11 protein-coding genes and 1 pseudogene are annotated in these 13,376 nt (G+C 69.5%); 11 read left to right on the top strand and 1 reads right to left on the bottom strand.

The genetic code is table 11. The features are described from left to right. Nucleotides 1-701: amino acid--tRNA ligase-related protein (locus tag VNF92_12775; protein HVA58748.1), on the top strand; the 701-nt coding region annotated here is incomplete at its 5' end. A 391-nt stretch (nucleotides 702-1,092) separates the two neighbouring features. Here the strand turns inward: VNF92_12775 and mazG are convergent. Continuing rightward, complete coding sequence (gene mazG / locus VNF92_12770; protein ID HVA58747.1) at nucleotides 1,093-1,866, bottom strand: nucleoside triphosphate pyrophosphohydrolase; 774 nt, start codon at nucleotides 1,864-1,866, stop codon at nucleotides 1,093-1,095. A gap of 53 nt (nucleotides 1,867-1,919) precedes the next feature. Between mazG and alr the strand changes: the two genes are divergently transcribed. The 10 genes and pseudogenes from alr to VNF92_12720 all read left to right on the top strand — a co-directional run bounded on the left by alr (nucleotide 1,920) and on the right by VNF92_12720 (nucleotide 13,369). After that, entirely contained in the window at nucleotides 1,920-3,011 is a 1,092-nt protein-coding gene (gene alr, locus VNF92_12765) for an alanine racemase (protein HVA58746.1), read from the top strand. Further along, nucleotides 3,008-4,180: a phosphopentomutase gene (locus VNF92_12760; protein ID HVA58745.1), complete on the top strand. Its 1,173-nt coding sequence runs from the start codon at nucleotides 3,008-3,010 to the stop codon at nucleotides 4,178-4,180. Before alr ends, VNF92_12760 begins: the two co-directional genes overlap by 4 nt. Next, nucleotides 4,177-4,629, top strand: a complete 453-nt coding sequence (locus VNF92_12755) for a cytidine deaminase (protein ID HVA58744.1) — start codon at nucleotides 4,177-4,179, stop codon at nucleotides 4,627-4,629. Before VNF92_12760 ends, VNF92_12755 begins: the two co-directional genes overlap by 4 nt. Nucleotides 4,630-4,648: 19 nt before the next feature. Then, the gene (locus VNF92_12750) at nucleotides 4,649-5,953 is read left to right on the top strand and encodes a hypothetical protein (protein ID HVA58743.1); all 1,305 of its coding nucleotides are present in this window, start codon (nucleotides 4,649-4,651) and stop codon (nucleotides 5,951-5,953) included. Then, complete coding sequence (locus VNF92_12745; protein ID HVA58742.1) at nucleotides 5,950-7,098, top strand: hypothetical protein; 1,149 nt, start codon at nucleotides 5,950-5,952, stop codon at nucleotides 7,096-7,098. The genes VNF92_12750 and VNF92_12745 overlap by 4 nt, the downstream gene beginning before the upstream one ends. 9 nt (nucleotides 7,099-7,107) lie before the next feature. Continuing rightward, nucleotides 7,108-8,310 carry an ATP-binding protein gene (locus VNF92_12740; protein HVA58741.1) on the top strand — a complete coding sequence of 401 codons (1,203 nt, stop codon included), beginning with the start codon at nucleotides 7,108-7,110 and terminating at the stop codon, nucleotides 8,308-8,310. Beyond that, nucleotides 8,307-9,554: a MiaB/RimO family radical SAM methylthiotransferase gene (locus VNF92_12735; protein HVA58740.1), complete on the top strand. Its 1,248-nt coding sequence runs from the start codon at nucleotides 8,307-8,309 to the stop codon at nucleotides 9,552-9,554. Before VNF92_12740 ends, VNF92_12735 begins: the two co-directional genes overlap by 4 nt. Nucleotides 9,555-9,584: 30 nt before the next feature. Then, a complete protein-coding gene (miaB, locus tag VNF92_12730; GenBank protein HVA58739.1) occupies nucleotides 9,585-10,928 on the top strand; it encodes a tRNA (N6-isopentenyl adenosine(37)-C2)-methylthiotransferase MiaB in 1,344 nt (447 codons plus the stop codon). Further along, nucleotides 10,925-11,218, top strand: coding sequence for a late competence development ComFB family protein (locus VNF92_12725; protein HVA58738.1), 294 nt, complete (start codon nucleotides 10,925-10,927; stop codon nucleotides 11,216-11,218). The genes miaB and VNF92_12725 overlap by 4 nt, the downstream gene beginning before the upstream one ends. 45 nt (nucleotides 11,219-11,263) lie before the next feature. Next, nucleotides 11,264-13,369, top strand: a pseudogene (locus tag VNF92_12720) (DNA internalization-related competence protein ComEC/Rec2). The last annotated feature ends 7 nt before the right edge of the window (nucleotides 13,370-13,376 follow it).

Below are 13,376 nucleotides of genomic sequence, written 5' to 3'. Positions count from 1 at the left end.
AGATCTACACGTTCGGGCCCACCTTCCGCGCCGAGAAGTCCAAGACGCGGCGGCACCTCACCGAGTTCTGGATGATCGAGCCGGAGGTGGCATGGAACGACTCCGAGGACAACATGAAGTTGCAGGAGGACTTCGTGTCGTATCTCGTGGCGCGGTGCCTGGAACGGCGCCAGGCCGAATTGCACGAATTGGAACGCGACGTCGCCAAGCTGGCGTCGGTGAAGCCGCCCTTTCCGCGCCTCAACTATACCGACGCGGTGGCCACGCTCCAGCGGAAGGGCAGCACCGTGAAGTGGGGGGATGACCTGGGGGCGGACGACGAAGCGTTGCTCGTCGAGGACTACGACCGCCCGGTATTCGTGATCAATTATCCCAAGGAAGCCAAGGCGTTCTACATGAAGGAGAATCCCGACGATCCGCGCACGGTGCTGTGCGACGATTGCCTGGCCCCCGAGGGATACGGCGAGATCATCGGTGGGTCGCAACGTGAGGACGACTACGACCGGCTGGTGCAGCGGATCACGGACGAAGGGCTGCCGATGGATGCCTACGGGTGGTATTTGGATTTGCGAAAGTACGGCACGTTCCCGCACGCCGGATTCGGCCTCGGACTGGAACGGACGGTGGCGTGGATCTGCGGGTTGCCGCACATTCGCGAGGTCATCGCGTTCCCGCGCATGATGTACCGGTTGCGGCCATAGGGCCGGAGGGGGCACACGGGAGCGGTGAGCACGGCGTCCCAGGATCGGGGCGCCGTTGGCGTTCACGGGAGAGTGGTTGAAGGCCAGGAGAAGTGGCGCGCCCGAGCTCTGGCGGCGGCGAGGCGAACGGCCCAGGTGGGATGCCGGGGCGGTCGGCCCGGTAGACGATTTGGTGACGCTGGCAAGATACCGTCGCTCCGTGCGAAGCCAGGCGTACCTGTGCTTTCCCGACGGAGGGCTCGGCCATGCATGCAATCCGAGAAGCGCTGGCCGATTCCGCATTCCTGCGCGCCCCGAAGTTCTGCGACCCCTTCGCCTGCGGACCCGTGCGCTGACGCGCCGCGGCTCGCCTTACCGGGGCTCGGATCAGGCCGGAGCGCTGCGGCACTGTCTACCGTTCGTCCCCCTTCACCTCGTCCCACAACAAGTCCAACGCCTCCAACCCAGCCGTTCCCACGTCCACGCCACGCGCCTTCGCCTTCTCCTCGATCCCCCGAAACCGCCGCACGAACTTGTCGTTCGCTCTGTCCAGCGCCAGCGCCGGGTGCACGCCCGCCTTCCGGCACAGGTTCACCACCGCGAAGAGCAGATCCCCCAGTTCGCCTTCCAGCCGGCCATGAGCATGATCGTATAGCGGTCCGTGCGCCGGACGCGCCGGCATCCGCGCCAACTCGTCGCGCACCTCACCCAGCTCCTCCTCGACTTTGGCCAGCGGCCCGCCCACGTCGGGCCAATCGAACCCCACGCCCGCGGCGCGATCCTGAAGGCGAAATGCCTTGTGCAGACTTGGCAGCCCCACCGGCAGCCCGTCCACGATGCTCCCGCGCCGCTTCGCCTTCTGCTGCTCCCATGGTTCCCGCACCCCATCGCCGTACAGATGCGGATGCCGTCCCTTCATCTTCGTGATGAACGTCTCGGCCACATCGTCAAACGTGAACGCGCCGCGCTCCTCGGCCACCACCGAGTGAAACAGCACCTGGAGTAGGAGGTCACCCAACTCCTCCCGCAGCAGCGGGTCGTCTCCCGAGCGGATCGCATCGTCCACTTCATGGGCTTCCTCGATCAGATAGGGCCGCAACGACTCGTGCGTCTGTGCCGCGTCCCATTCGCAGCGCTTGCGCAGATCCTTCATCAATTCGAGCGTATCTTCAAGTGGCCGTGTCACTTGCCTCGCCTCCGTGCGTCCGATATACTACCCGCCCTGCGAATGATAGCTCAATGACTCGGGCCACGACGCGCGCCTGGCTCGAAATCGACCTCGGCGCGCTCAAGCGCAACACCGACAAGATTGCCGCGGCCGCACGCGTTCCGTTGCTGCCGATGGTCAAAGCCGACGCCTATGGACTGGGCGCCGTGGGCGTGGCGCGCGCGCTCGAAGCGACCGCGCCCTGGGGCTATGGCGTGGGGACCATCGACGAGGGAGAAGAGCTCCGCGCCGCCGGCATCGTGCGCCCGATCCTCGTGCTCACGCCAATCCTGCCCGAGACCTTCGACGCCGCACGCGCCGCGGGTCTCCGTCCAGCGCTCGGCGATCGCGCGGCGATCGCTGCCTGGGGGCCGAGCGGGGCGCCGTGGCACCTCTCCATCGATACCGGCATGAACCGCGCCGGCATCCCGTGGCGTGAGATCGGCGCCAGTCGCGACCTGCTGGCCCGGTTCCCGCCCGAAGGCGCGTTCACGCACTATCACTCGGTGCTCAGAGATCGCGCGTCGGTGGCCGTGCAGACCCAGCGGTTCCAGGAGGCGTTGGCACAACTCACGCACCGGCCCGCGCTGCTGCACGCGGAATCGTCGGCCGCCATCGAGCACAACGAAGGGCCGTCCCAGTGGGATCTCGCGCGTCCCGGGATCTTTCTCTATGGCGTGGGAACCGAGGCGGGACTCGATCCAGAACCCGTGGTCGCGGTACGGGCGCGGATCGTCGAGCTGCGCGCCATCCGCGACGGCGACACGGTGAGCTATGGGGCCACCTATCCGCCCCCGGGGTCACACCCGGACGACTGGCCGCGGCGCATTGCCACTCTCCCGCTCGGCTACGCCGACGGCTACCGTCGGGCGCTGGGCAACCGGGGCTGGGCACTGGTCCGGGGACGCCGCGTGCCGGTGGCGGGCGCGGTGACCATGGACATGACGATGGTCGACGTCACCGACGTGCCCTGCGCGGTGGGCGACGTGGTGACACTCATCGGACGCGACGGCGACGACCTGCTTACCGTGCAGGACGTGGCGCGGTTCGGACACCTGTCGCCGTACGAGCTGCTCACCGAACTGCATTCGCGTCTTCCGCGCATCTACGGGGACCACGAGTGACCAAGCGCGCCGCGATCGTCGTTCTGGACGGCGTCGGTATCGGTGCGGCGCCCGACGCGGCGGCCTATGGCGACGTCGGCAGCGACACGCTGGGCAATCTCGCGCGCGCTGTGCCGGGCGGGTTCGACCTGCCCCATCTCCAGGCGGCCGGGATGGGCAACATCGCCGCACTGGCCGGTCTCGGACCCACGCGCCATGCCACGTGCGCCTGGGGGCTGATGGAACCGAAATCGGCCGGCAAGGACAGCACGACCGGGCACTGGGAGATTGCCGGACTGCACCTCGCGCGGCCGTTTCCGACGTATCCCCACGGATTCCCACCCGAGGTCGTGGACGAGTTCGCACGCCTCACGGGTCGGGCGGTGCTCGGCAACGTCGTGGGCAGCGGCACCGCGGTCATCGATCGCTTCGGCCCCGAGCAGCAGCGAACCGGTAAATGGATCCTCTACACGTCGGCCGATTCCGTTTTCCAGATCGCGGCCCACGAGGGCACGATTCCGCTCGACGAGCTGTACGGCGGGTGCGAGGCCGCGCGGCGGATGCTGGTGCCGCCGCACGATGTGTCGCGGGTGATCGCCCGGCCATTCGTGGGGACGCCCGGTGCCTACACGCGCACGAAGAGCCGCCGGGATTACTCCATCCAACCGCCGGGGGAGACGCTGCTCGACGCACTGGCGCAGGCGGGGATCCCCAGCACCGGGGTGGGAAAGGTGGACGATCTGTTCGCCGGACGGGGGATCACGTCGCGGCATTTCGCGGACAACGCTGAGGGATTGACCGCCATCGGCGAGTGGATCGACGGGAGCGCCGATGGGTTCCTGTTCGCCAACCTGCTAGATTTCGACCAGCAATTCGGGCACCGGAACGACGTTCCGGGGTTTTATGGGGCGCTGCGCCAGTTCGACGCAGCGCTTCCCGCACTATTGTCCGCCCTCCGCGAGGACGACCTGCTGTTCATCACCGCCGACCACGGGAACGACCCCACCACGGCATCCACCGATCACGCGCGCGAGTGCGTGCCGCTGTTGGCGTGCGGGCCGCGGGTGCACCCGCGCGATCTGGGGCGGCGGAGCACGTTTTCGGATCTGGGGGCCACGGTGGCCGAGTGGCTGGGGGTGGCATTCCGCGGCCGCGGCACTTCGTTCCTGCCGGAGTTGGTGGCGTCGTGACTCCCCGTGCGGTAGCCCCGCCCGATTCCGACGCGCTGGTGGCGCGCACGCTCGGCGCGTTGCGCGACGAGGCGGCGCGGGCCATGGAAGCGGCGTATGCCCCCTACTCCGGGTTCCGCGTGGGCGCGGCGCTTCTCACGCCCGACGCGATCATTGTCGCGGGATGCAACGTCGAGAACGCGTCGTACCCGGGGGGCGTATGCGCCGAGCGCGTCGCCCTCGGCTCCGCGGTAGTGCGGGGGTATCGCCAGTTCCTCGCGTTGGCCATCGCCACCGAAGCGGCCGAGCCCACGCCGCCGTGCGGCATCTGCCGCCAGGCACTTGTCGAATTCAGCCCTGACCTCGTCGTGCTGAGCGTCACGCGGGGTGGGCGCGAGGCGCGCTGGACCCTGGCCGAACTGCTACCGCACGCCTTCACGCCGCATTCTCTCGATCACAGTCGTCACTAGCCACACGTGGATGGTGTCAGTGTTCCTGCCCCGTAGCCGAAGGGTCTCGCTCCTCATCGCGGCGGTTACGATTGCCGTGATCGGGGCGTGCAGTGATAATCTCGAATCGAACGCGGCCTGCCCGTCGCTCTGCCCGGGTCAGGCCATCACCATGCGCGATACGGTGATCGACGCGGTGGTGGTCGATACCACGGTGACCGGATTCCCGGCCATCGGGCAGGAGCGGTACATGCTGATTTCGACGCGCGGCGACACGATCGACACGCGCGCGATCCTCCGCTTCGACTCGCTGCCCACCACGTGGCGGCGCGGCACCGCCGTCGTTGATTCGTCCATCCAGGCGGTGGACAGTGCGTTCCTGGTGCTGCGCCGGGACACGTCGCTCACGCTGCCGGGCGCGCCGATCACGGTCAACGTGTACGACGTCGACACGGGCAATCAGGACAGCACCGCGACCGACACGGCGGTGGCCGTCCTCGCGCCTTTGTTCTCACCCGACCGGCTGCTCGGCTCCCAGACCTACGCCCCCGACTCCCTGGGCCCCGATAGCCTGAAGATTCCCATCTCGAACGATTCGCTCCTGGCGTATATCAGGGCGAACAAGCGGTTGCGGCTGGGCGTACAGGTCACGGGGCCGTCGCGCGCCGAGATCCGCGTGGGGACGTCGCTGACCTCGATCGCGGGTATCATGTTCAAGCCGGCGGCAGCGGGCGACACGACCGGGGTTACCTTCTCCACCGTGTTCCCGATGACGCGTACGCCGGCAGGCAGCCCGCTGCTCACCGACCTCTCCGACTACCTCATCGTAGTGCACGGGACGCCGCCGGTCTCGGCCCCGCTGCTGCGCGTCGGCGGCTTGCCTGGCCAACGGGTGTATATCCGCTTCAGTCTGCCGTCGGGAATCGTCGATTCAACCACCGTAGTTCGGGCGACCCTGCTGCTCAATCAGGTGCCAAACCCATTGTCCCCCGACGCCCACGATACGATGGCGGTCTGGCCGCAGGCAGTGCTGGCGACGACCGCCGTGACAGATCTGTATCGCGCGCTCGGGCTGCTCTCGACGGTCGGTACGCTGGGCCTCGATACACTGGAACGATTCGCGCCGGCCGACAGTGGACAGCGGCAGTTCGAGATGGTCCAGCTCGTGCGCCTCTGGCACACGGCGCTCGGCACCAGCGATCCGCGAGCCGTCGCGTTGGTCGCCCAGCTCGAAGGCGCCTCGGGCGCGCAGTATTGGTTCACGCCCTCTTCCGGTGCGCCGAGCCTCCGGCCGCGCATCCGCATCGTCTATTCGCCGAATCAGATTACCGGGATCACGCCATGAAGAGCCGCATGTCGCCATGGGCTGGGGCGCTCGTCGTGCTGGTCCTCGTCGTTGCCCCGTGCGCCGTGCGTGCGCAGGGCAGCCTCAGCGTGCAGGGGCTGGGCTACCCGCCGGGCCAGTTCAGTGCCCGGGCCATGGGGACCGGTGGCGCGCTCGCCGAGTTCGACCCGGCCTCTCCGGTGAACCCGGCGGCCCTGCTCGAATTCGGGAGTGCCGCCGTGTCGGTTCAGATGGCCCCCGAATTCCGCCGCGTGACCGATGGGAACAACACTGCCAGTTCGAGCACCCAGCGGTTCCCGGTGTTCATCGGCGCGCTGCCATTCAGCGACAAGTTCATCGTCGGCGTGTCGTCGTCCACTCTGCTCGACCGGTCCTGGCAGACCACCTCGCCGCAGCAGCAGATCCTGAACGGCGACACCGTGGACTTCAATTCGACGACGACGAGCGACGGCTCGGTGAACGATATCGCCTTCACCGCCGCGTACATGCCCGTCAGCTGGCTGCGGCTCGGCGTTGCCGCCCATGCGATCAACGGCCGCGACATCGTGACAACGCGACTGAGCTTCGCCGACACCGTGCGGTACGGGAACAGCGTCCTGCCGATCACCAACACCTTCACCGGCAACGCGCTGTCGGTCGGCGCCGAATTGGTCGAGCCATCGCTCGGCGGGCTGGCGGTGTCGTTCCGGCGAGGCGGGCCGTTCGAGCAGACCGTGGGGGACACGCTCATCGCCAGGGCCAACGTGCCCGACGAGTTCGGGCTGGGCCTCGTGTACACCGGCTTCACCGGCACCGTGCTGGCGTTCCGCACCGCATACGATAGCTGGTCGCGGCTTGGTACGATGGACTCGGCCAGCGGCACCGCCATGAACTCGTGGGATTCGTCCGTGGGCGTGGAGTTCACCGGGCCCAGGCTCGGGGAACTCCCGGTGGCCTTGCGGGTGGGCAGCCGCTGGCGTGACCTGCCGTTTCCCGCCGATGGCCACCAGGTGCGCGAGGCGTCGCTGGCCGGGGGGCTCGGCTTCAGCATGGCGCAGGGCCACGCCAGTTTCGATCTCGGGTTGGTCCGCATGACGCGCAGCGCGGGCATCGGCATTTCCGAGTCGGCATGGACGATGAACGCCGGTCTCACCATTCGGCCGTGATCCCGCGACGTGGAGACGGGCGCGGAATCGGCTGATGCTCCTCTGATCCTCGTCGCCGACGACGTCGAGGCCAACGTCGAGCTGCTGTTCGACCAGCTCCACGTGTTGGGCTTTCGCGCCATCGCCGCCACCGACGGGCCTGGGGCGCTTGCCGCCGCGTTCGCTCATCACCCGGATCTGTGCATTCTCGACGTCGCGATGCCGGCCGGCGATCTCGGCTGCGACGACCGCGACACCGGGTTCGAGGTTTGCCGGCGCATCAAGCGCGATCCGCGCACCGCTCGCGTGCCCGTCATCTTCGTCACGGCGCTCAACGACACGACCGACCGCGTGAAGGGGATCGAGGCCGGCGGGGACGATTTTCTCACCAAGCCGCACAATCGCCTGGTGCTCGGTGCGCGCGTGCGCAGTCTACTGCGGCTCAAAAGCGCCATGGACGCGCTGGAGGAGAGTTCGCGCAAGCTGCGCGAGCTCGAGAAACTGCGCGACGATCTTATGAAGATGATCGTACACGACCTCAAGTCGCCGCTCACCGCCGTCCTGGCCACGCTGGAGATGCTCCTCGACGAGGACTTCGGCTCGCTGCTCGAGCCGCAGCGGAGCGCCCTCGTCGAGGCCGAGGGCAAGGCCGAGGATCTGCTCTCGCTCATCGAGGACCTGCTCGAGATCCGGCGGATCGAAGAAACGACGGTGGCGCTCAAGCTCGAGCCGATCGCACCCGCGGCGATACTCAACGAAGTCGTCTACGAGTGGGCCACCCGACTGCGGCAGGCCGGCGCCACCGCAACGGTGGACGTGACCGACGACGCGCCGGTGATCGAAGCCGACAAGGCACTTCTCCGCCGCGTGTTCGGCAACCTCGTGCAGAACGCCGTCACCCACTCCGCCACCGCCGTGGCCATTCAGCTCACGGCGCGGCGGGAGGGCGACGGCATCCTGTTCACCGTGGCCGATAACGGTCCAGGTATCCCGCCCGAGTATCAGGACATCATCTTCCGCAAGTTCGAACAGGTGCACAGCCCTAACGCGCCGCACCTCGGCGGGTCGGGGCTCGGCCTTGCCTTCTGCAAGCTGGTGGTGGGCGCGCACGGCGGCAGGATCTGGGTACGGAGCGGTGGAGCGGGCCAGGGCAGCGCCTTCCACTTCACCCTTCCCGTGCATCCTCCCGCGCCCGCACTCCTCCCGCCGGGATCCGGGCCGGCTGTCCCGTGAGGGTTTACCTGCGCACGTTCGGCTGCCGCGCCAACCACGCCGACACCGAAGCGGTGCGCGCCATCATCACGGCTGCCGGACACGAGGTGGTCGGCACTTCCGAGGGCGCCGACGCGGCCGTGTTCAATTCCTGCGCCGTCACGGCGCAGGCCGAAGCCGACGTGCGCCACGCCGTGCGGCGCGCCGCGCGGGAGGCGCCCCGGTTGCGCACGGTCGTGATGGGCTGCGTGGCCGGGCTCGACGACCGCCGGCCCGCCCTCGCGGCGCTACCCGGCGTGACGCACGTGGTCCCTGGGGGAGACGCCGACGCCGTGGCCCGCGCGCTCGGCATCGATGCCGTGCGTCCGTCCGCTGGCGCACGGCAACAGGGCACGCGCGCGCTGCTCCGCATCCAGGACGGCTGCGACGAGCACTGCACCTTTTGCGCCACTACGATGGCGCGCGGAGCCAATCGCAGCCGCCCGGCCGACGAACTCGTCCGCGAAGCGGCCCGGCTCGCCGAGCACCATCCTGAAATCGTCCTCACGGGGATCCATATCGGCACCTACGGCGTCGACCTTGGGACCTCGCTCGGCGCCTTGCTCGAGCGGCTGGTCCGTGAGGTGCCGCTCGTGCGCTTTCGTCTGTCGTCGGTTGAGGCCACCGAGGTGGACGACCGGATTGGCGCGCTGCTCACCGGCGGTGGCGACCGTGTGGCCCCGTTCCTGCACTCCCCCCTCCAGTCGGGGTCGGGGCGCCTGCTCCGGCGGATGGGTCGGCACTGGTACACCCCCGAGCAGTATGCCGTGCGCATCGAGCGACTCACGGCCGGGCGCCCGGCCTTCGGATTGGGTGCTGACGTCATCACGGGATTTCCCGGTGAAACCGACGAGGATCACGCGCGCACCGTGGCCCTCTGCGAGCGGCTGCCCTTCACCTACCTGCACGTCTTCCCGTTCTCGGGCCGCCCGGGCACCCCCGCCGTGCGGCTGCCCGATCCGGTCGCGCCACCGGTGGCGCGCGCGCGTGCGGCCGAGCTGCGGCTACTGGCCGCGTGCAAGCAAACGGCGTATGCCGCATCGCGCGCCGGCGCCCGCGCGGACGTGATCGTCGTGGGCAGGGGACCAGACCGCTCGGGACTGACCGAGGACTATTTGACCGTTCGCCTGGCCGACCCGACGTTGCCAAGAGGGCACCGGTTCGTCGGTCGGCTGGGCGCCGGCGCTGGCGGCTCGCTCGTGGCTGCTGCCCACCGCTATCTTTAACGTCCCTCGAGACGCCCAACCGCCGCCGAAATGAGTTCCGACGCCCGTCCGACCGTTTACATCGAGACCTACGGCTGCCAGATGAACGTGAGCGATTCCGAGCTGATGCTCGGATCGCTCGGCGCGCACGGCTACGGCGAGGCGGCCGATCCGCGGACCGCCGACGTGATCCTCGTCAACACATGCGCCATTCGCGAGCATGCCGAGCAGCGGGTGATCGGGCGGCTCGGTGAACTCAAACGCGATATGAAGCCGGGGGCCGTGGTCGGGGTCACCGGGTGCATGGCCCAGCGATTGGGCCCCCGCCTCCTCGAATCGGCGCGCCATGTGAGTTTCGTCATAGGCCCCGACGGCTACCGGGCGCTGGCGGCGCTGGTCGACCGGGCCCGCCATGGCGAGCGCGCCACCGCCACGACGTTCGATCTCGAGGAGCACTACGAGGACTTCAGGCCGCGCCGGTTCGACAAGGTCAAGGCCTGGATCCCTGTGCAGCGGGGGTGCGACTACCGTTGTACCTACTGCATCGTGCCCACCACGCGCGGTCCCGAGCGCAGCCGGCAACTCGCCGACGTCGTGCGCGAGGCGGCCGACGTCGTGGCCGAGGGCATGACCGAGATCGTGCTCCTGGGGCAGACCGTGAACTCGTACCATGACGGCACGCACGACTTCGCCGACCTGCTCCGCGCCGTGGGCACGGTGCCCGGCATCCGCCGCCTGCGATTTACCAGCCCGCATCCCAACGACTTCAGCGACCGGGTGATCAGCGCGATGGCCGAGGTGCCCGCGGTCTGCGAGCACGTCCACCTCCCGATGCAGTCGGGCAGTACGCGCGTGCTCAAACGCATGCTTCGCCGGTACACGCGCGAGGGGTACTTCGCGTGCGTCGAGCGACTGCACGCCGCGATCCCCGGGCTCAGCCTCACGACCGACGTCATCGTCGGGTTTCCGGGAGAGACCGACGCCGACTTCGACGAGACCCTGAGCGCCGTGCGCGCGATCGGCTTCGCCGACGCCTTCACGTTCAAGTTCTCATTGCGCGAAGGCACTCCGGCCACGCGGCTGCCGGCCAGCGATACGGTCACCGACGCGGTGGCGAGCGATCGGTTGGCGCGGCTGGTCGACACTGTACGCGGCGGTTCGCGCGCACGGAATCTCGAGCGCCTCGGCCGCCGCGTGGAGGTGCTCGTGGAGAAGGAGGCGCGGCGCGGCGGCGACCTGCTCCAGGCGCGCACCCGCGACTTCAAGACGGTGCTCGTACCCGGCGATGCGGCGCTGCTCGGCCAGTACCTCACCGTCGAACTCACCGGCACCACCGGCTCCACGTTCACGGGGGCCATCGTCACCGAGCGCCAGCCGCTCCCCCTGGCCGGATGAAGAACCTCGTCGAGGAAGTGGTGCGCGAGATTCACGCCCAACTGCTCGCCAAGGGCGAGGATTTTTGCGCCTGTCCGCAGTGCGCTGATGACGTGTCGGCGTGGGTGCTCAACCATCTTCGCCCGCGATACGCGAACACCGGCACGGGCTGGGCGCTGGCCAATCTCGAATTGCGCAGCGACCAGGGCCGCGCGGAGCTCGCGGTCTGGGTACTCGACGCCATGAAGCGCGTGGCGGCGTCTCCCAGGCACGACCCGTCCCACAAGGTCACCCCACCCGCCGCCGGCTGACGTCCCGCGCAGCGGGAAAGGGGCCGCCCCTGTTCCCGCTGCGCCATGCCTCTGTTCGCAACCGGGGTCGTTCTTTACGCGGCCGGCCTGCACATCGGCTTCGCCGGCCTGGGCGCCGCTGCCGCGATCCTCGCGACGGCAGCCGGCATCGTGGCCTGGTGCGCCCGGCGCCTCGACATCGCCGGCGGCGCCGTACTCCTGGCGGCGGGCGTCCTGGTCGCGGGCGCGACGGCGCGTGACGATGCCCGATGCGTCGACACCCTCGCTGCGCGGCGCGAGTTCCGCGTGGAGTTGTTGGACGCAGCCGAGCCAGGCGCCTTGGCGCGTGGCACCGCGATCGCTTGCCACGCGAACGTGTCGCTGGCCGTGCAGCAGGGAAGGGCCAACGGCGGCTCCATCGTAACGGCGTTCGGCACCGTCGTCCGCTCGCGCCGCGGGCTGCTGGTGCAGGGCGCGCGGCTCCGGGCGCCGCAGCCCGGGTCGATGCTCGTGCGCTGGCGCGATCGCGCCGGACGACGCGTGGATGCGCTGTTCGGGTCCGACGCGCCACTCGCCCGCGCTCTGCTCGTGGCCGACCAGCGCGGCATTCCCGCCGAGATGCGCGATCGGTACGCTGCCGCCGGCCTCGCCCATATGCTCTCGATTTCCGGCTTGCACGTCGCTCTCATCGCCGTGGCCGCGGATCTCGTGTTCCAGCTCTTGCGTCTATCGCGGCGGCGTGCCGACGTCGCCACCCTGGCGGTGATCGGCGCGTACGTGGCCATGCTCGGCGCACCGCCGCCGGCGCTGCGCTCGGCGGTGATGCTCGGCGTGGTCGTCGTATCTCGCCGTTGGCAGCGTCCCGTGTCCCCCTGGTCGGTGCTCGCGCTGGGGGCCGCCGTTCCGCTGGGCGACCCGCGGGCCGTCGCCGACGTGGGGTATCAGTTGAGCATCGCGGGGGTCGCGGCACTCGTGGCCGCCGGTGCGCTCTCGCATCGCTGGCCGCGGCTGCGAGCCGGCCACTCCAGCGTGCGCGCGGTGACCGGCATCGTGCTCGGCTCGACCATGGCCACCGTGGTCACCGCGCCCCTCGTCGCCTGGAGCTTTGGCCGGGTCAGCCTCATCGGGCCCGTCGCGAACGTCTTCGCGGCGCCGGTGATCGCGCTGGCACAGCCGATGATGTTCCTGGCTCTCGCGCTCGCGCCGGTTCCGGTCGTGGCGCGGTGGTTCGCCGACGCTGCCCACCCAGCGTTGCGCGCCTTCGAGTACGTCGCCTCGACGGCGGCGGGTGTGCCCGGCGCAGCGGTCGCCGTGGCCCCGTCCGCACTGGCGGCGGCATTCGGCGTTGTGTTTGCCGTCGCGCTCGTCGTGGCTTGCGTGAGTCGCTTTCCGGCGCGCGCCGCGACGGTCGCGGCCGGGGCGCTGGGCGTGATCGCGTGGGCGCCCTTGGCGCCCGCAGGGAATGGGCGCACCGAACTGCACGTGATCGACGTCGGGCAGGGCGACGCCATCGCGCTGCGTACGGCGCGCGGCCACTGGGTGCTGATGGACGCGGGCCGCGTCTGGCGCGGGGGCGATGCCGGGCGGTCGACGGTCGTGCCGTACCTCGCGCACCGCGGGGGAACGCTGGCGGCGTTCATCCTCTCACATCCGCACGACGATCACGTCGGCGGCGCGGCGAGTGTCCTGCGCGCCCTGCGCCCGCGCGACTACTACGATGCGGCGTACACGCGGGCCGGCCAGGCGTACCGGGCGTCCCTGCTCGAAGCGCGCCGCGACGGCACGATCTGGCACCGCGTGCACCCCGGCGATTCTCTGGTTGTGGACGAGGCGACCCTCACCTTTCTCGGCCCCGATTCCGCCTGGACGTCAGGGCTGCGCGACGCCAACGAAGCGAGTGCCATCGTGCTCGTGCGCGTGGGCGAGGTGCGCATGCTCCTCGTGGGCGACGCCGAGCGCGGAGAGGAGGACTGGCTGCTGACGCACGAGCGCCGGTATCTCGATGCCGACGTGCTCAAGGTAGGGCACCACGGCAGCTCCACCAGCACGACGCCCGAGTTCCTCGATGCCGTAACGCCCCGCGTGGCGCTCGTGTCAGTGGGCGCAGGGAACATCTACGGGCATCCCAGCTCCTCCGTCATGCGGCGCCTGGCCGCCTCCGGCGCTCAGGTGCTGCGCA

This window comes from Gemmatimonadaceae bacterium (assembly GCA_035533015.1).
In the GTDB taxonomy this organism is placed as follows: Bacteria; Gemmatimonadota; Gemmatimonadetes; order Gemmatimonadales; family Gemmatimonadaceae; genus JAGWRI01.
The sequence above is the reverse complement of the archived record's forward strand: the minus strand, read 5'-3'. Positions and strand labels throughout refer to the sequence as shown.